Origin of the sequence: Planococcus donghaensis MPA1U2, assembly GCF_000189395.1 — a bacterium.
Taxonomy (GTDB): domain Bacteria; phylum Bacillota; class Bacilli; order Bacillales_A; family Planococcaceae; genus Planococcus; species Planococcus donghaensis_B.
Genome location: NZ_AEPB01000018.1, coordinates 31,832 through 49,689 on the forward strand (window position 1 = coordinate 31,832; position 17,858 = coordinate 49,689).

The window sequence follows — 17,858 nt, forward strand, 5'->3', positions numbered from 1 at the left end:
CCCTTCTGTTTGACGGTGCCAAACAAAATTGTCCGTTTCAAAATGCGGGATGCAGAGACTCACGGACAATCGACGCGCTACCGTTGTTTTCCCGCTCCCTACAGAGCCGAGTATGTAAATCTTCATGACTCCGCCGCCTTTTTTACTCGTTCTATCAGCTCATTCACTTCTTGCTTACTGCTATTTTGCGCGTCAAGCTTTAGTAATGTTCGCCCAATCATGTTTGCCCCTCGATTTGATCCAAGATAAACAAATAATGTCTGATCGCTTTCTACTCGCTTTAACACAAAACTTAATCTAATGTGAAACAAGCCCGCAGGGACAAAATACAGGTCTTTTCGTTTGTAGTCCGGCAAATCTTCATACGCGGTCACTCTCATCACATAACTCACCACACGGCCTTTTATGCGGTTTTGTTGCGCGTACTTTGAACCTACTTGATTGGGCTGTCCTTCAATTAATTGATGCTTTTCAAGTTGTGGCATAATGGTTTGCAAGTGCTCATCTGAAAACAATGCCCATACTTTTTCGATGGGTGCGTTGATAAGTTGCTGTTCACTCCACTCGACCATTGCCTCCACACTCCTTTTATTTTTTCAACGCTTCGTCTCTTACGCGTTCCATAAACGTCGTGACGGTTTGCTTACGAGTTTTTTTACTTCCCGACAATAACATCGCCTTCCCCATTAATCCTTTGCCTTTATTAAAGCCTTCGTAAATAAACTTCGTTTGGTTTTCATTTTCTTTAACTAACGTAAACGAATAAAACACATCAAAACTTTGTCCCATTTCAAACTGAGTTTGTTTTAGCTTTTTGTCTGGCAAATCTTCATAACCTATAGTCTCCACAATATACGTTTGCAACTGCCCGCCTTCGTGATAACTTTGTGCATGTTTGGCACCCAGTTCATTGTTATTGTTTTCAAGTAAAATATGTTCTTCTATTTTTGGCATCACTTGTTTAATGTTTTCATCTTGGAACAAACTCCATACTTTTTCGATATTCGCGTCAATCTTCATTTCTTCTTTCCATTTAACCATTTGATAGCCTCCTCTAAATCTGTACTTGATAGTAGTATCTCACGCGCGTTCAGAACATTCACGTCGCTTGTATTAATCCCGCTCATTTTGATAATAAGGGATAGAACAGAGTGAGTGAATAAAAACGGCAACTATCCTGCATTAGCTCTCTACCTATACCGCATGGATAAAGAAACATCACCTGCTAAAAATCAATAAAAGCAGCTAGACAAATGACGTCTAGCTGCTTTTATTGATTTATGACCCGCTCATCACGTTCTCAAGATGACTCACCTGGTTGTAATTTTTGATCACCCAATTGTTTTGATCAAAATGAATATGACTAAAACAAGCATTCATCAATCTGGTTTTGCCAGAACCGATTTCACCATTTGATAACGTGCCGAGTAAAGCGTTAATAACCCCACCGTGCGACACCAGCAACACGCGTTTGTTTTTAAAACGATCATGTATGATTTCTAGTCCCGAAGACAAACGCTCAGCAAACAACTGATTATCTTCTTGGTTTGGGTATTCTCGATCCGGAAAGGTTAAAGCCCGCTCCTCGTAAGTCATACCTTCCGCATCACCAAAATGCTTTTCTTCAAACTGTGGCATTTCAATAAGCGGCAATTGCAAAGTTTCATTAATCAATTCCGCTGTTCGTTTGGCACGCTTGAGCGGGCTTGTTAGAAGGACATCCCAATTAGAACCACTCAAACCATGTGCACAACGCATAGCTTGTTGTATGCCTTCTGCGTTTAACGGAATATCGGTTTTCCCTTGAATTTTACCTTGTACGTTCCAGTCCGTTTCCCCGTGCCGAACTAAACATATCGTCGTCAACTACTTCACCTCTTTATTCATGCGAATGATTGGACTAGTTTAGCATAAATAAAGCACAGACTCACTTGATAAACGTTAAAAGCCCAACAAGTCAATCAACTGAAAGTCATTTAACGTGATGCGATTGCCGCAGCCTTTACATGTAAAACTCAATTCAAAGTCAATGGTTTCCGAATAAGCATTTGCTGCAAGTTCTTCTTCGAGTATGTCTTTACGCTCTTTGGCTGTCGTTGCTTTCCCGAGCTTATTCACTAACTCATCTTGTATATGTTCAATCACTTGGCTTTTCCAACTGACACCTACTTGAAAACTTTGCGATATGGAATGAATGCCAACTTCACCATTTTCACCAGGAGATTGAAATTTATCTGTCGTTCCGCATTCTTTGCACATGATTTGAACATCCATCTATTCTCCTCCTCTACTGCTAACTAAAAAACCTGCATAATTGTAATTATCTGATTATAACGAATAATTGTGGAGAAACTGTCGAGAAGTCGTTTTTTTTAGCTACAGTTATTTCATTTTTTTATGCCCTTATGTAAGAAGCTGCATGGAATCTTTTTAAACACCCCAAAAAAGCCTTCTCTTTAAAGGTCTCCTTGAAAATTGGTTCTTGAAATTTCCTAGGCTTGTTCTACCAACAGTTCCAATCTCTACTTTTCAGGAAGTCAACGCTAACAAAAACCGCTCCAAGTTTTACCTTAGAGCGGTTTTTGTTATGCGACTATTCTTTTTTTCAATGTCCCAGCAACAAGTGCTGTAACGATAGAACCAATTAAAATGGCTGCAATATACAATAAGATATTTGGCACGCCACCGTCTACTAAACCAATAACAAAGATCCCGCCGTGTGGTGCGCGTAATCCAATGTCAAACAACATGACGAGCGCTCCTGTTACAGATGCCCCTGCAACGGTTGCCGGAATAACACGAGCTGGATCTGCAGCGGCAAACGGGATAACGCCTTCAGTGATAAAACAAGCACCAAGGACATAAGCCGTTTTACCGGCTTCACGTTCTGGTTTTGTGAATTTGTTTTTAAACAAACTCGTTGAAATCGCTAAACCTAGTGGTGGAACCATACCAGCAGCCATAACAGCGGCCATAAAGTTAAAGTTTTGCGCATCTAACATAGCAAGTCCGAATGTATACGCTGCTTTGTTAATCGGACCCCCCATATCAATCGCCATCATACCGCCTAGTAGCAATCCAACCAGTACTAAGTTGGTACCCCCTAAGCTTTCAAGGAAAGAAGAAATCGCTGTGTACACTTTCGTTAATTGTGGATTGACAAGCATCATAATAATGCCGGTAATCGCGATTGCAAAAACGGGGAAAAACAACACTGGTTTTAATCCTTCTAAAGAGTTTGGCAAACCAGAAAACAGTTTCTTCACGAGAAGTGTTACATATCCTGCTAAAAATCCGGCAATCAATCCGCCAAGAAAACCAGAACCGCCACTTGCCCCTTCAACACCTGTCACCGTAATGGCGATCAATCCACCAATCATACCAGGTGCAAACCCGGGACGATCCGCAATGCTCATGGCGATAAACCCGGCGAGTACGGGAACCATTAAGAAGAACGCTTTCCCGCCACCTATAGTACTTAACATCGCCGCAAATTCATTGTATTCCGGACTGTCCGGATTTCCTGCATTGATGCCCCAGAAAAACGAAATGGCAATGAGGATACCGCCACCTACTACAAATGGCAACATATTGGATACACCGTTCATTAAGTGCTTATAAAAGCCACCTTTGGTTTCGCCTGCATCGCTTTCTTCTTTCGACTGAACATGCGTATAAGTTGGCGCATCTCCCGTCACTGCCCGGTTTAACAAATTGTCTGTTTCGTAGATGGCTTTTCCGACCGCTGTTTGAATAACCGGCTTGCCGTCAAAACGACTCATTTCGACTTTCGTATCAGCCGCTACAATAATGGCATCCGCTCCAGCGATGTCTTCAGCGGTCAACCGATTTTTCACTCCACTTGAGCCATTCGTTTCCACTTTTATCGAAATGCCTAATTCTTTAGCTCGTTCATTTAATTTTTCTGCGGCCATATACGTATGCGCAATCCCTGTTGGGCACGCTGTTACGGCTAAAATTTTCTTTTGAGTACTATCTACAGGCGTTTGGACGGCCGCTGTTTCTGGTTGATCAACAGCCGCTTCTTTTGCAGACACAATGTCCAAAATTTCTTGTTTTGTTTGCGCTGCCAAAATGTTGGTGCGGAACTTTTCGTCCATTAAAAACGTAGCTAAACGTGACAGTGCTTCCAAGTGATCATCATTTGCGCCTTCGCTCGCTGCAATCATAAAGAATAAGTTGCTCGGCTGACCGTCGAGCGATTCAAAATCAAGTCCTTCTTGAGATCGACCAAACGCAATCGCAGGAAACTGAACGGCAGAAGACTTGGCATGAGGAATGGCAATGCCATCACCAATACCAGTTGTACTTTGATTTTCACGTTCTAGAATGGCTTTTGTGAAAGCTTGTTTATCCGTTAATTTGCCAGCTTGGTCTAATTGATTGGCTAGCTCTTCTAATACCTGTTGTTTTGTTGAGGCTGCCAAGTCTAAAATAATCGTTTGTTCCGTTAAAAGCTGTGTGATTTTCATCCTGTCACATCCTTTTCTTCAAATGGGTGAACTTCTATTTGGTCTAGCAATGTTTCCACATCTTCTTTGCGGCATAAATCAGATCGAAACGCTGTGGCACTGCCACTTGCAACGCCAAAGCGGAAAGCTTGTGCTGCATCTCCAGTCGCTGCATACGATGCGATAAATCCGGAAACAAGCGAATCTCCAGCTCCCACCGTGTTAACGACCGTTCCTTGCGGGGCTTTGGCAATCAGGGCGCGGTCTTTCGTAACGAGCATGGCACCGTCACCTCCCATTGAAACAACTACATGTTCAGTACCACTGTCTACCAGTTTACGAGCGTAATGATAGACCTCTGTCAGATTGGTAATGTCTACGCTGAACAATTCGCCGAGCTCGTGTTGATTGGGTTTGACCAAAAAAACAGGCGCGGTCAAAATGCTTTTCAGCATTGGACCGGAAGTATCGAGCACAAAATGAATGTTTTTGGCTTGGCAGATGGTGGCGAGTTCTAAAAAATAATCTGGCCCAATCTCATTTGGCAAGCTGCCGGCTAAAACAAACCAGTCACCTTCGTTCATATCGCGAACTTTTTTCGTTAAAGCGCTTAACTGATCTACCGTTAACGCTGGGCCTGGACCATTGAGCTCTGTTTCAGATTCAGATTTAATTTTGACGTTTATCCGAGTGATTTCGGTCGTTTCAATAAAATCTGTTTCTACCCCTTCATTCGTTAAATATTCTTCTATATAATGTCCTGTAAAGCCGCCAGCAAATCCAAGCGCTTTGTTAGACACGCCGAGACGTTTTAACACACGCGAGACGTTAATGCCCTTGCCACCCGGATAGTAATGCACGTCGTTTGTTCGATTTAGCTTTCCACTGTCAAATTCAGAGAGATACACGGTATAATCAATGGACGGTGCAATGGTGCACGTGTAAATCATGGTTTCACGACCTTTACAATTGTCTTTTTTTCAAGTACAGCATTGGCATCTTTGGAAATTTCATCTACAATTAAGGTGGCACGTTCTAGATCCATAATTTTTGCGAAACTGATTTTATTGATTTTGGAATGATCAGCAAGTGCAAATGTTTTTCGTGATAAAGAACTGGCCATTTGTTTAACGGCAGCTTCCTCTGGATCGGGTGTAGTATAACCATATTTCGGATGGAAACCATTAATGCCAAGAAAACAAACATCAAAACGATAGTTTTGCAAAGCTTGAATTGTTTGAGAACCGACAAAAGCACCGGTACGAGGTTTCATTAATCCACCTGTTAAATAAGTGGTGATGCCTTGGTTATTCAGTGCTTCGACAAGTGTCAAACCATTTGTCACAACGACAAGATCTTTGTCTTTCAAAAATGGAATCATTTGAAAGGTCGTGGTACCAGCGTCCAAATAAACGCTATCGCCTTGTTGCACAAACGAAGCAGCGAATTTCGCAATTTTTATTTTTTCATCTAATAATTGTGTCGATTTGTCTGAAATGCTCGGCTCTAGCAAATTTTTTCCGGTTAGCGTCGCACCGCCGAAAACGCGTTCTAATTTTCCGGATTGTTCAAGGTCAACCAAATCTCTTCGGATCGTTGATTCGGATGCGCCCGTCGATTCGACAAGTTCTTGAATTTTGACTGTCTGTTTTTCTTCTAGTAGTTGCATAATAAAGAGATGTCGTTCGTTGGTCAGCAAGCTATCACCTTCTTTTCAATAGTTTAAAAGTTCTGTTAAAAAGATATTACTTGAAATCGCTTCCAAAATCAATCATAATCATTCATAAGCAATCAAAAAAAGTCATTTTATCTTCAAAAGCATCCGAAAGCCGTCAAAAACGGTCATTAGTTTATTTAAAATGACGCTACTTACAAGGAGGAATTTAATCATGGTCGAAAAACAATTCACAATTACAGATGAAGCAGGTATGCACGCACGTCCAGCATCAGCATTAGTAGGAGCGGTGTCAAAATTCACTTCAGACATCACACTTGAACACAACGGCAAAAAAGTTAACTTAAAATCAATTTTAGGAGTTATGTCTTTAGGAATTCCAAGCGGTTCAGTTGTAACAATTGCAGCAGATGGTGCAGATGAAAACGAAGCGATTGAAAGAGCAGGAGAAGTTATGGAAAAAGAGGGGATTTCAAACCAATGACCCAAACAATGTCCGGAATAGCAGCCTCAAATGGAATTGCCATCGCGAAAGCTTTTCGCTTGGAAAATCCGGAATTGAATGTTGATAAGCGAACAATTTCGGATACTGATAGCGAATTGGCACGATTAACTTCAGCGTTAGAAACATCTATCGCTGAACTTGAAGTTATTCAGAAAAAAACAGCGGAACAAATTAGCGAAAAAGAAGCAGCCATTTTTGGTGCTCACCTTCTCGTATTAAGCGATCCTGAACTTGTAGGACCGATTACCGAAAAAATCAAAACCGAAAACGTAAATGCCGAATTTGCTTTGCAAGAAGCAACGGATATGTTTATTGCGATGTTTGAAGCAATGGATAACGAGTACATGAAAGAACGCGCGGCAGACATTCGTGACGTCAGAAAACGTGTACTGGCTCACCTATTAGGAGTGACCATTCAAAGCCCAAGCATGATTTCAGATGAAGTCATCATCATTGCGGAAGATTTAACCCCTTCTGACACGGTGCAGTTAAATGCACAATTTGTAAAAGGCTTTATCACGGATATTGGCGGCCGTACGTCTCACTCTGCGATTTTAGCACGCACACTGGAAATTCCAGCAGTTGTCGGCGCTAAAAAAGCAATGGCAGATATCCAAAATGGCATGATGGTTATCGTTGATGGATTAGACGGAACGATTTTAATCGATCCAGAAGAAAGCGTCATCGAAGAATACAAAAACAAACAAGCAGCTTATGAAGAACAAAAAGCTGAATGGGCTGTTTTGAAAAACGAAGCAACGGTTACCGCTGACGGGCAAGCTGTCGAACTGGGTGCCAATATTGGAACACCAAAAGATATTACAGGTGTTGTTGATAACGGCGGCGAAGCGATTGGCTTATACCGTACAGAGTTTCTTTACATGGGACGTGATTCATTCCCAACAGAAGACGAACAAGTAGAAGCCTACGCAGCTGTTTTAAAAGGCATGGAAGGCAAACCAACTGTTGTTCGCACACTAGACATTGGTGGCGACAAAGAATTGTCTTACCTTGATTTGCCAAAAGAACTTAACCCTTTCCTAGGCTTGCGCGCTATTCGCCTTTGCTTAGAAATGCCGGATATGTTCAAAACACAATTGCGTGCACTTCTTCGCGCAAGCGTTCATGGCAACTTGAAGATCATGTTCCCTATGATTGCAACGCTTGATGAATTCCGTGAAGCTAAAGCGTTGCTATTAGAAGAAAAAGCGAAGCTTCAAGCTGAAGGCGTAGAAGTAAGCGAAACAATCGAAGTGGGTATCATGGTTGAGATTCCTTCAACTGCGGTGATGGCTGATACTTTCGCAAAAGAAGTTGATTTCTTCTCGATTGGTACAAATGACTTGATCCAATACACAATGGCCGCAGATCGCATGAACGAAAGCGTGTCGTACTTGTATCAACCATTCAATCCTGCCATCTTGCGCTTAGTCAAAATGGTTATCGATGCTTCTCATCGTGAAGGAAAATGGACAGGCATGTGTGGCGAAATGGCAGGAGACGAAATTGCGATTCCGATTCTACTAGGTCTTGGCCTAGATGAATTCTCGATGAGTGCTTCATCTATTTTGAAAGCCCGTGCACAAATCAGTAAACTTTCAAAAGCTGAAATGGCACAACATACAGACCGTATCCTAGCACTTGGCACTTCACAAGAAGTTGAAGACTACGTTAAACAACTACCAACAAAATTAAAAAATGAGCTAGGGAACCCACTTCCCTAGCTCATTTTTTATGGTGATTCTATTGTAATGCCGAACAAAATAAAAGTGACGAGTATTAACGGACCAAAAAAAGCTATTACTTTTTTTCGATTTCTATTTATTTTAGGAATCCACCTTAATACTAACGCGGGTTTAATTAGACCGATAATGAATAGCGAAATTGATAAAATCAATAATACCAAAAACAAATCCCCTTCTGTCTCCCCCTACCGCTGTTTTAAATGATATAAAATCTCTTTGAAGAATCTTTTAAATACTAATTTCTTTTAAAACCGTGTAAATAAAATCGATTTAACACGAATACGCATGAAAAATCTGAAACTCCCCATAAATTTAGTGAAACAAAGGGGAATTTCAGATTAAGTATCACAATCCAAGCTATGAAATTAACTCGCAATATAGTTCTTTCTTAAAAAGGATTTGTCGCCCATTGACTTGAAGTAGGAATGAAAATACGCGGATGCAATTTTAATTGCGCCACCATATATTCAGCCAAATCTTCAGGCTGCATGAATTTCTCTTTTTCTTCTTCCGTTTCGCCTTCTTTATACGTTAAATCTGTCACTACTCGACTCGGCGTTAAAGCAAATACACGAATATTATTCTTTCGAACTTCTTGAGAAAGCGACTCCGTCATTCCAAGAACTCCAAACTTGGACGCGCTATAAGCACTCGATCCAGCCGTTCCTCGCAATCCTGAACTTGAAGAAATATTGATAATATCTCCCCCGTTTTTTGCAATCAGTTGCGGTAACACAGTTCGGGTAACATAGTACATGCCCATTAAATTAACATCAATCATTCGTTTCCACTCTTCTGGTTGCAACTCCAAAAACGGTGCATACTTACCAATTCCTGCGTTGTTGATCAATATATCGGCTGTTCCGATTTCGTTCGTCAACTTCTCAATTGCTGCTTCTACTTGTGCTAAGTCAGATACATCTGCCACTGCATAAGCAACACGACCACGCAATGACTTAATTTCCGCGGCAAGTTTAACTAAATCTGACTCTGTTCGTGCAATCAGCCCAACATTAACTCCTTCGTTTGCTAAAGCCAATGCTGTGGCGCGACCAATTCCTTTACCCGCTCCTGTAATAAACGCTGTTTTCTCTGTTAATAATTGCATCTTTTATGTCCACCTCTCGCGTAATTCTCCCATGTTATTCTTCTTTTGTTATGTTGAACAAATTTATTGGGATGTTGTCTATTTTTTTATTTACCCTAAAGAGACCATTGCGTAAACAGAAGTTGCGTATTTTTATAACTGCTAAACCCTTCCCTAAACCCACAACATTATTCATTAAGCGAATTAACGAATAATATATATACCTTTTTATTCATAAAAGGAATAATGTCATTATGGGAAATTGATTTTGTTATTCACGTATATTCATTATAGTTATTCAAAAGAATTCTATTCATTCTATATTATTCAAAAAATAAATAGAATGAATATCTTGTAATTACCTGTATAGATACACAGTTGTTCACTTATTTTGAAAATGTATGCATAATACCCATGGCACTAACTTGCATATCTACTCGGATATAGTCATATACTTCATGGTCATCATTTACATCTTGTAACTGCAAGTACTTTCGCACGCGTTCGAGTAACCGCTCAGCCAATTGGTTGGCGTTCTGGTTACTAGTAAATGCGGCGTTTCCTTCTTCAACAAAAATCTTTAACCACTCTTTTACTTGCTGTAATGCTAGTTTAGGGTGATCTGTTTTGCCAAAATGCCCATAGTAAATAGTGTCTAAATTGGCTTTAGTCATGCGTTCAATTGCTTGGTGCATTTTTTCTGGATTGAATTGGTTAGGGGAAGTCGATGGCAAGAACAAGTCAATACCATCTCTTACTAATTGATCATAACGGACCCCCACCGTGTCTCCAGCAAACAATCCGTTACTTACAGGATCGTAAATACTAAAATGATGATTGGCATGCCCTGGTGTATCCCAAAAATCAAGTCGACAATTCAGACCAATTTCCAATTGGTCCCCTTCTGTTTTTACGAGCAAGCGGTCTTCTGGAATAGCAATGATCGGATCAAACAACTGATCAAATTGCTCTTTATAAACCATTTTTGCCCCCGCAATTAAACGGCTTGGGTCGCTTAAATGTCTAGCACCTTTAGGATGAACGATGACTTTTGCGTTCGGACAATCTTGCAATAATAGTCCCGCTCCTCCTGAATGATCCAAATGGACATGAGTAACAATTATGTATTTAACGTCTTCAAGGGAAAATCCTAATGCAGCCAATCCTTTTTTTACATGTTTGATTGAAGAACTAGGACCTGTATCAACTAATGTTAGTTCCTTCTCACTTATCACATACGTTCCGGTACGCTCTGGCAATCCTAAATCAAATCCATCGATCAAGTGAATACGATCAGTTAAACGAATTGGTTGTTTTTCTGCCAAGCTGTTCATCTCCTTTAGTTGAAAATATTCGTAAGTAAGCGCCAATCAGCCACAATACCCATTGATAGAATATTCTACCATTTAATTAAAGGTTTGCGGTCTTTTTAACAAAGTCGATAAAAGTTCGAATATACTTTAGTAAAAGTAGATGATTTTGCAATTCTCAAAAATTTTGCGTAGTGTTAAATTAACTTAAAATAAGCTACGCGAACAGGAGGAACGATTCAATGGATAGAGCTAGTGAGACCCAACATATATGGACAGACCAACAAGTCACGTCGACACTTCCTGTAAGAGAAACCAATAGCCATAAAGGAAGCTACGGTACCGCTTTGTTGGTTGCAGGCACAAAAGAAATGCCAGGAGCTGCGTTGCTTGCAGGACTAGGTGCTATGCGCAGCGGTGTCGGCAAGCTAGTCATCGCAACAGAAGCTGAAGCAGTTGCGATGATTGTACCTCGCCTACCTGAAGCAACGTTCTTACAAGACGGCTTAAAGCAAATCGCACATCGACAAACTTCAGTGGATACTTACCGCGCAGTAGCGATTGGCCCTGGCACAGAACCAGATGACTCCACAGAACAGGCAATTCACAACCTGTTAGAAAGCCATATGCCTCTAGTTTTAGATGCTGGAGCATTAAGTAGTCGTTCTTATCCGGATAGGCAGTCTCCCATTATCTTGACCCCTCACCTCGCTGAATTTTCGCGTATTACAGGGGTAGATGTTGAAGAAATTCAAAAAAATCGAGCGCATTATGCTACGTATTGGTCCAAAAAATTAGGGGTAACGATTGTTTTAAAAGGCCCACACACCGTTATCTCTTTTCCGGACGGCGAAACGTGGATAAACCCAACAGGCAATAGCGCACTTGCTAAAGGCGGTACCGGTGACACGTTAACAGGGATGATTCTCGGAATGTTGTGTTGTCATTCCAATTGGCAACACGCGGTACTAAACGCCGTATACTTGCACGGAGCCTGTGCAGATGACTGGGTGAAGTCTCGCTCCGCGCATACGATGCTTGCGCATGAATTGAGCGGTTTGTTGCCAGTTGTCTGGGCTAGATTTGAATCGCAATAAAACAAACTGCCGCTCGGTTAACCGAGCGGCAGTTTGAAAATCCGTATTTATTCAGTAGATTAAATAAATTGCTCTTCTTTAACTTTCTGAAGTAAAGCGGCACAACCTTCTGTGACCAATTCATATGTTTCTAAAAAATCACCTGTGAAATAGGGGTCAGGAACGTCCTTGGCATGATGAGTTAAATCTAAAAAGCGGAAGATTTTTGGATGAGCCGGCTGACCTAACATCGAGCGAATATCCGCTATATTGTTTTTGTCCATGCCAATAATATAGTCAAATCGTTCAAAATCCTCTGGCCGGATCTGCCGCCCTTTTAAGCCTTCCGCAGAAATATCATGCTTTTTTAAAATTTTCAATGTTCCCGGATGCGGGTCATGTCCGATATGCCAGTCTCCAGTACCAGCAGATTCTACTGCTATTTTTTCAGATAAATGGTCCTTGTTTACTAGCTCTTTAAAAACAGCTTCTGCCATTGGTGATCGGCAAATATTCCCCAAACAAACAAATAAGACACGAATCATGAAAATGCCCCCTTTTTTCGTATTATAACACCCGAATCAAATGCAGTGAACACGAAGAAAATGCTCTTCTATCTGGCACAAATTTCTCAACAAAGATAAAACAGCTTGCCCCATAAAAATGAGACAAGCTGTTTAATACCGGCAGTTAGATTTTAAAATGTCTTTTGCCGGTAGGCTTATTGCGTACTAGTTTTCCTTTGTAAATGACCCACAGCACATATAGAATGCCGACGATACTTAACGAAAATAAGATGACTTGGTACAAAGTCAAACTTTGCTGCATCATTGTTTCTGTATAGCGGACACAGTTTAACGTAAGGATCAAAACCGGCAACCATAACCAATTATTAGAAATTGACGCTTCCTCCCTTTTCAAGAGTGACCGGCTTTATCTTTGAAAGCTTCTAATCAACTCGACTCTTTATTTTAGCAAAAAAATAGGATAAATAAAGAGTTTTTTATTTTATTTTTATTTTCAAATTGAAATTTTCGTGCACATTATCACAGAAAAAAATAAACCGCTTATGACAAATCGGACTTGCTTTAAGTTGCCTTATTTTTTCGGGATCGGCAGGTGAATTTTTTTACACATGATTCATGTTTTAAGAATGAGCAATTCTGCTTTCTTGTTCACTGTTTAAAGTCTTTATTCATTTCAAAAGACAGTGATAGATCGCAAGTAAGTGGATGATTTGTAATGCCTTGTACGGGTATAGAGTTATTACACGTGCTTACTATTCAACTGACCATTAAATGAAAGGACTGATTTTTATGGAGACTCTTTACTTGATAGCCGGAATATTAGTACTTATTTTATGCATTATCGATTTTACTTGGACCACTTTATGGATTGATGGCGGAGCCGGACCCGCTACTAATCGTCTTTCTTCTTCTATCTGGAGGTTGATGAGAAAAATCGCAGACAATCATTCCAAATTATTAAGCTTAGCAGGACCACTCGTATTAAGTGCCACACTACTTATGTGGATTGTCTTATTGTGGATTGGTTGGACGTTAACATTTGCTGGCTTAGAACAATCCATATCCCCTTCTCACGGAACAGACCCAATTTCGTGGTTTGACCGCTTTTACTTTGCTGGGTATTTAATCTTCACATTAGGAAATGGTGATTTTAGCCCGATGGAAGGACCTGCACAAATCATCTCTATTATCGCAACAGCTACTGGAATGCTATTTATCACATTTGGTGTAACGTATTTGATCTCAATTTTAAGCGCAGTTACAATGAAGCGTTCGTTTGCGGTCAGTGTTCACGGTCTTGGTGAGTCTGCTGAAGAAATTGCAAGAAGTGCGTGGAATGGGGAAGATTTTCATGACCTCAATCTTTTATTAGCTAGTTTTTCAGAAAATTTAGGTTCTCTTGCCGCTCAACATGCTGCCTATCCTGTCTTGCATTATTATCATGCGATAAGCAATACAACCGCTATGCCAACAGCCATTACGGTATTAGATGAAAGCTTAAGTATTATCAAGTTTGCGGTTTTAGAAAAACATCACCCAAACCAATTACTTTTAAAAGAAATGCGCTCTAGTATAGATCAATATTTAGAAACACTTAACCAATCGTTTTTCAAACCATCTGATCAAATTCCACCTCTTCCAGATTTTAATTCACTTCAGGAAGAAGGCGTTCCTTTAAGAACAGACAAAGAATACACTTTAGCTTTTGAACAGCTAGAAAATCGCCGACGCAAATTACTCGGAGGTCTCGAAGCAGATGGTCGTCCATGGCCAACGGATATAAAATAAGCAAAGCGGTCGCAGCCTATATCTGCGGCCGCTTTCGATTTTCGGCATATATTTTGTTATATGGTTGAATTCCTTGGTATAATTAGAACAAAAAACAGAAAATTCTTTCACTTGGAAGGGGTACTCTTTTGATCCATTCAATTCCACTCAACTCAAACCATTTACATTCATCATTTAATCGGCACTATCAACCGATTTTAACCGTCAACTCAGGAGATTCGATTCAACTCAAAACTATCGATATTGAATGGGGATATTCAGCAGCTCCACACGAAAAACGAACAGTTTTCACATCGAGAGAAAATGAAGAAAAGCTTATTCATCCAATTATTGGACCCATCGCCATAGACGGGGCGAAACCTGGTATGGTTTTAGAAGTTCGGATAAATAAATTGGTTCCTGGTTGGTATGGTCGCAATTGGGCAGGTGGAATACCCGCTTGGCAAAATGACAAGCTCGATATTACAAAAAGCGCGCGCATCCAGCTTGATTGGATATTAGATGCTGCTCGAATGACCGGTAGTTGTAAAATCGGCCGACAAGAATTCAAGGTTGGTTTATCTCCTTTTCTCGGGCTCATGGCAGTTGCACCTGGCGAACCTGGAACTTTTTCGACAAAGCCACCTAGTTACTTTGGTGGAAATATCGACTGCAAAGAGCTAGTACCTGGCAGCAGTTTGTTTTTACCGATTTCTGTAGAAGGCGCTTTATTTTCATTAGGTGACGGTCATGCACTTCAAGGAGACGGTGAAATTTCTGGAACCGCAATTGAGTGCCCGATGGATTTAGTTGATATTACGTTGATTTTGCACAAAGATATGAAATTATCCATGCCACGAGCAAATACGCCAGCCGGATGGATCACTTTTGGATTCGATAAAGACCTCAATGAAGCAGCTGCTGTCGCTTTGGCTGAAATGGTGTCGTTTATGGAGCAGCTATATGGAATCACACGCACAGAAGCGACTGTCTTATCAAGTGTGGCGGTTGATCTTCGCGTTACGCAAGTCGTGAATGATGTTAAAGGCATACATGCCATCTTGCCTCATGGCGTGTTGCGTTAAAAGTCTTTCTGGAACTTTTTGTGGGGCCTCTCGTAAATAGAGAAAGAGGTGATGACAATGCCCAAGAAAATTTCTACCATCGCTTTATGGGTACTGCTGATGTTTTCATTGTTTCCTTTACAGGCTTTGGCTGTCGAGTATTCGATCTCTAACGTCACGATTCAAGCGCAAGTAAACGCCGATGGAACTGTAAATGTAACCGAAAATCATACCTATAGGTTAGAAGGTCAATTTAACGGCATCATACGCGAAATTATTCCAAAAGAAGGAACGTCAATTCAACAATTTAGTGCAACAGAAAACAACCGAAAATTAAACGTCGAACGGCAAGAGAATTTATACAAAATCTTTCGTTCAGGTGAAGACCAAACCATAACAATCGAATTGCGCTATGAGATTCATAATGCTGTTGAAAAATTTGAAGATGGCGCACAATTTTACTGGCCATTTTTTGATGACCGCAACGACAGTGAATACGAACAACTAGCTATTACCGTCCTGCCACCCGCTTTTGCAACAAATGTAGACTTTGTCGGCTATGACCAAGCCTACCAGACAGGTGAATTGCAAGACGGTGGCGCAGTTCGTTTTAATATGGGTACAGTTCCTGCCGGATCTAATGGAGATGTTCGCATCATTTTTGATGAAAAATTGTTTCCAAGTATAGCTCAACAAGACGGAACTATTCGCTCGGAAATAACGGATGACAAAGAGCGTTTAGAAACGGATGCACTTGCTTTTTCAGCAAAACAAAAGACCATTCGCTTTTTTGGAAATGGACTTGTAGCAGCTGCTGGCGCATTTTTAGTAGCACTTGTCGCTTGGGCATGGAACCAAGCTCGCCAAACCAAACTCCAAGCAAAGCCTGATGCTACAAAGTTTTATGTACCTAAACAAAAAATGAGCATTCCAGCAACATTGTATTTTACCAAGTCCTCCATATTAACGCCTGCTGTAACAGCAGCGGCTTTAATGGAGTTGGTACGCAAAAAGAACATCGAACAACTGTCGGAAGAAAAATTCAAACTACTAAATCGTCACACGGAATTTGTACATGAAGAGAAATTATTGGAATTGTTGTTTGATAAAACAGGAGACGGCGAATACTTCGAGACAACAGATCTTGAAAATTACACCAAAAATGAGTTGAATCACTCTTCTTATAACGATTCAATTGCCGCTTGGCGAAATGGCGTCGTTGAAGAAGTTTATGAAAACAACTTACATGACAAACAGCTTTTCCTTCGAGGAATTGCTGGATTTATTGGAACAGCGTTATTTGCAGCTTCAATTTATTTCGGGTTACTAGACCTTATTCCGTTGATGATATTCTCTATTGTCACCGGCATTTTCTTTCTTGCTTTTTGTTTCTATTCTCCAATTACTTACGAGGGACATGTTATTCGAGAAGAATGGAAACAAATGCAAAGAGCCATGGAAAACATGAATCAATCCGAGTGGAACCTATTAACGCAAGATGAAAAAATGCGTGCCTATAGCTACCTGTTAGGAACAGAAGAAAAATCCATAAACCAAAAAACGCAAAGTTTTACAAATGCCTATAGCGATGCAGCTTTTGCAAACTTTGGCTTGTTTTATAACCCTGTTCTACTGACTGGGCTATTCATTGCCGCTAATGCCAACACGACAGTCTCTGCTAGTGCCGTAGACTCTATTACTGGAGGCGGTGGTATTGGATCTGGCGGCGGTGGATCTGGTGCATTTTAATACGTATACTAGAACGGCTAAGATTTTTCTTAGCCGTTTTTGTTTTGCTTAAGTGATCTTAGGGAACTAGAATTTAAAAGAACTTTTCACAAATGGAGGAATTTTCCGATGTTGACAAAAAACTCAGCTTTACTCACAAAAGACGATTTTTCATTACGGACAGATTTGCCTGATTGGCTTGTAGCTGAATACAAAACTTTTCACGAAACTGTAACCGATAAAACCTTTCCTTGTTATTTCGGGATGAGCGGCGAATTAAAAGGAGAATTACGATATGCTTATATAACTCAAAAAGATTGGAGCAATTTACCTGCTGCTGTCGAATCGTTCTTAACATTATTTAACGATCCGAAACATAAGCGTCACGGCTTGTTTGTCTTTGTTGAACCGTTTGAAGAAGAAGGCACGCTCGAAGCTTACCGTAAACAGTTTTGGGACATCCTTCAATACTTACATGACGAAGATGATATGGAATGGCCGAAAGACGCGCCTCGCGACCCAGATCATTACTTATGGGATTTTACATTTAAAGGAGAACCCATTTTTATCTTTGGAAACACCCCGGCTTACAAGCAACGTAAAACGCGAGATCTTGGCAATGCCATGGTTCTCGGATTTCAACCTCGTCGTATTTTTGAAGGATTAAAAGGTACAGAAAAAGGCGGAGTGATGTCCCGCGAAAAAGTCCGTCAACGTGTGGAAGCATGGGATCATTTACCGACACATCCTGACATTAGCCATTTTGGAGATCCCGACCATAATGAATGGAAACAGTTTTTCATCGGAGACGATAGCGAACCTATAAAAGGAAAATGCCCTTTTACACATAAAGAAATGAAATAATATTTTACATCAAATAAAAAAGAGCCTTACCGTTTTTA

The 17,858-nt window shown here is 40.6% G+C and carries 18 protein-coding genes; 7 read left to right on the top strand and 11 right to left on the bottom strand.

The window, feature by feature from the left end; genetic code table 11:
* Positions 1-122: 122 nt before the first annotated feature.
* The 7 genes from GPDM_RS05085 to GPDM_RS05115 form a co-directional block, all read right to left on the bottom strand.
* Positions 123-572 (bottom strand): SRPBCC family protein, encoded by a 450-nt coding sequence (locus tag GPDM_RS05085; protein WP_008429627.1) that lies wholly within the window; start codon positions 570-572, stop codon positions 123-125.
* Positions 573-588: 16 nt separating this feature from the next.
* A complete protein-coding gene (locus GPDM_RS05090; RefSeq protein WP_008429629.1) occupies positions 589-1,041 on the bottom strand; it encodes an SRPBCC family protein in 453 nt (150 codons plus the stop codon).
* Positions 1,042-1,278: 237 nt separating this feature from the next.
* Positions 1,279-1,866, bottom strand: a complete 588-nt coding sequence (locus GPDM_RS05095; protein ID WP_008429632.1) for a histidine phosphatase family protein — start codon at positions 1,864-1,866, stop codon at positions 1,279-1,281.
* 75 nt (positions 1,867-1,941) lie between these two features.
* Positions 1,942-2,274, bottom strand: coding sequence for a hypothetical protein (locus GPDM_RS05100; protein WP_008429634.1), 333 nt, complete (start codon positions 2,272-2,274; stop codon positions 1,942-1,944).
* A gap of 311 nt (positions 2,275-2,585) precedes the next feature.
* Positions 2,586-4,493 (bottom strand): PTS fructose transporter subunit IIABC, encoded by a 1,908-nt coding sequence (locus tag GPDM_RS05105; RefSeq protein ID WP_008429635.1) that lies wholly within the window; start codon positions 4,491-4,493, stop codon positions 2,586-2,588.
* Positions 4,490-5,422 (bottom strand): 1-phosphofructokinase, encoded by a 933-nt coding sequence (gene pfkB / locus GPDM_RS05110; RefSeq protein ID WP_008429636.1) that lies wholly within the window; start codon positions 5,420-5,422, stop codon positions 4,490-4,492. The genes GPDM_RS05105 and pfkB overlap by 4 nt, the downstream gene beginning before the upstream one ends.
* Positions 5,419-6,171, bottom strand: a complete 753-nt coding sequence (locus GPDM_RS05115; RefSeq protein WP_008429637.1) for a DeoR/GlpR family DNA-binding transcription regulator — start codon at positions 6,169-6,171, stop codon at positions 5,419-5,421. Before GPDM_RS05115 ends, pfkB begins: the two co-directional genes overlap by 4 nt.
* A gap of 190 nt (positions 6,172-6,361) precedes the next feature.
* On the opposite strand from GPDM_RS05115, the gene GPDM_RS05120 reads away from it, so the two are divergent.
* The gene (locus GPDM_RS05120) at positions 6,362-6,631 is read left to right on the top strand and encodes a phosphocarrier protein HPr (protein ID WP_008429638.1); all 270 of its coding nucleotides are present in this window, start codon (positions 6,362-6,364) and stop codon (positions 6,629-6,631) included.
* The gene (gene ptsP, locus GPDM_RS05125; RefSeq protein WP_008429639.1) at positions 6,628-8,376 is read left to right on the top strand and encodes a phosphoenolpyruvate--protein phosphotransferase; all 1,749 of its coding nucleotides are present in this window, start codon (positions 6,628-6,630) and stop codon (positions 8,374-8,376) included. Before GPDM_RS05120 ends, ptsP begins: the two co-directional genes overlap by 4 nt.
* Positions 8,377-8,785: 409 nt before the next feature.
* Here ptsP and GPDM_RS05130 read toward each other — a convergent pair whose 3' ends face one another.
* Entirely contained in the window at positions 8,786-9,505 is a 720-nt protein-coding gene (locus GPDM_RS05130; RefSeq protein WP_008429640.1) for a 3-ketoacyl-ACP reductase, read from the bottom strand.
* Positions 9,506-9,870: 365 nt separating this feature from the next.
* Entirely contained in the window at positions 9,871-10,809 is a 939-nt protein-coding gene (locus GPDM_RS05135; RefSeq protein WP_008429641.1) for an MBL fold metallo-hydrolase, read from the bottom strand.
* A 227-nt stretch (positions 10,810-11,036) separates the two neighbouring features.
* On the opposite strand from GPDM_RS05135, the gene GPDM_RS05140 reads away from it, so the two are divergent.
* Complete coding sequence (locus tag GPDM_RS05140) at positions 11,037-11,891, top strand: NAD(P)H-hydrate dehydratase (RefSeq protein ID WP_008429642.1); 855 nt, start codon at positions 11,037-11,039, stop codon at positions 11,889-11,891.
* Positions 11,892-11,950: 59 nt separating this feature from the next.
* Here the strand turns inward: GPDM_RS05140 and GPDM_RS05145 are convergent, their stop codons facing one another.
* Positions 11,951-12,415 carry a low molecular weight protein-tyrosine-phosphatase gene (locus tag GPDM_RS05145; protein ID WP_008429644.1) on the bottom strand — a complete coding sequence of 155 codons (465 nt, stop codon included), beginning with the start codon at positions 12,413-12,415 and terminating at the stop codon, positions 11,951-11,953.
* 145 nt (positions 12,416-12,560) lie between these two features.
* Positions 12,561-12,791, bottom strand: a complete 231-nt coding sequence (locus tag GPDM_RS16435; RefSeq protein ID WP_139046210.1) for a hypothetical protein — start codon at positions 12,789-12,791, stop codon at positions 12,561-12,563.
* A gap of 395 nt (positions 12,792-13,186) precedes the next feature.
* On the opposite strand from GPDM_RS16435, the gene GPDM_RS05150 reads away from it, so the two are divergent.
* The 4 genes from GPDM_RS05150 to GPDM_RS05165 all read left to right on the top strand — a co-directional run bounded on the left by GPDM_RS05150 (position 13,187) and on the right by GPDM_RS05165 (position 17,820).
* Positions 13,187-14,185 (top strand): potassium channel family protein, encoded by a 999-nt coding sequence (locus tag GPDM_RS05150; RefSeq protein ID WP_039862902.1) that lies wholly within the window; start codon positions 13,187-13,189, stop codon positions 14,183-14,185.
* Between the two features lie 128 nt (positions 14,186-14,313).
* Positions 14,314-15,249, top strand: a complete 936-nt coding sequence (locus GPDM_RS05155; RefSeq protein WP_008429649.1) for an acetamidase/formamidase family protein — start codon at positions 14,314-14,316, stop codon at positions 15,247-15,249.
* A gap of 57 nt (positions 15,250-15,306) precedes the next feature.
* The gene (locus GPDM_RS05160; protein WP_008429650.1) at positions 15,307-16,977 is read left to right on the top strand and encodes a DUF2207 domain-containing protein; all 1,671 of its coding nucleotides are present in this window, start codon (positions 15,307-15,309) and stop codon (positions 16,975-16,977) included.
* Positions 16,978-17,085: 108 nt separating this feature from the next.
* Positions 17,086-17,820, top strand: coding sequence for a YqcI/YcgG family protein (locus GPDM_RS05165; protein ID WP_008429652.1), 735 nt, complete (start codon positions 17,086-17,088; stop codon positions 17,818-17,820).
* Positions 17,821-17,858 lie beyond the last annotated feature (38 nt).

What these genes read in the sequence shown, in the direction of transcription:
- GPDM_RS05085 (WP_008429627.1), bottom strand. Translation starts at nt 572, where the DNA reads ATGGTCGAGTGGAGTGAACAGCAACTTATCAACGCACCCATCGAAAAA.
- GPDM_RS05090 (WP_008429629.1), bottom strand. Translation starts at nt 1,041, where the DNA reads ATGGTTAAATGGAAAGAAGAAATGAAGATTGACGCGAATATCGAAAAA.
- GPDM_RS05100 (WP_008429634.1), bottom strand. Translation starts at nt 2,274, where the DNA reads ATGGATGTTCAAATCATGTGCAAAGAATGCGGAACGACAGATAAATTT.
- GPDM_RS05105 (WP_008429635.1), bottom strand. Translation starts at nt 4,493, where the DNA reads ATGAAAATCACACAGCTTTTAACGGAACAAACGATTATTTTAGACTTG.
- pfkB (WP_008429636.1), bottom strand. Translation starts at nt 5,422, where the DNA reads ATGATTTACACGTGCACCATTGCACCGTCCATTGATTATACCGTGTAT.
- GPDM_RS05120 (WP_008429638.1), top strand. Translation starts at nt 6,362, where the DNA reads ATGGTCGAAAAACAATTCACAATTACAGATGAAGCAGGTATGCACGCA.
- ptsP (WP_008429639.1), top strand. Translation starts at nt 6,628, where the DNA reads ATGACCCAAACAATGTCCGGAATAGCAGCCTCAAATGGAATTGCCATC.
- GPDM_RS05130 (WP_008429640.1), bottom strand. Translation starts at nt 9,505, where the DNA reads ATGCAATTATTAACAGAGAAAACAGCGTTTATTACAGGAGCGGGTAAA.
- GPDM_RS05140 (WP_008429642.1), top strand. Translation starts at nt 11,037, where the DNA reads ATGGATAGAGCTAGTGAGACCCAACATATATGGACAGACCAACAAGTC.
- GPDM_RS05145 (WP_008429644.1), bottom strand. Translation starts at nt 12,415, where the DNA reads ATGATTCGTGTCTTATTTGTTTGTTTGGGGAATATTTGCCGATCACCA.
- GPDM_RS05150 (WP_039862902.1), top strand. Translation starts at nt 13,187, where the DNA reads ATGGAGACTCTTTACTTGATAGCCGGAATATTAGTACTTATTTTATGC.
- GPDM_RS05160 (WP_008429650.1), top strand. Translation starts at nt 15,307, where the DNA reads ATGCCCAAGAAAATTTCTACCATCGCTTTATGGGTACTGCTGATGTTT.
- GPDM_RS05165 (WP_008429652.1), top strand. Translation starts at nt 17,086, where the DNA reads ATGTTGACAAAAAACTCAGCTTTACTCACAAAAGACGATTTTTCATTA.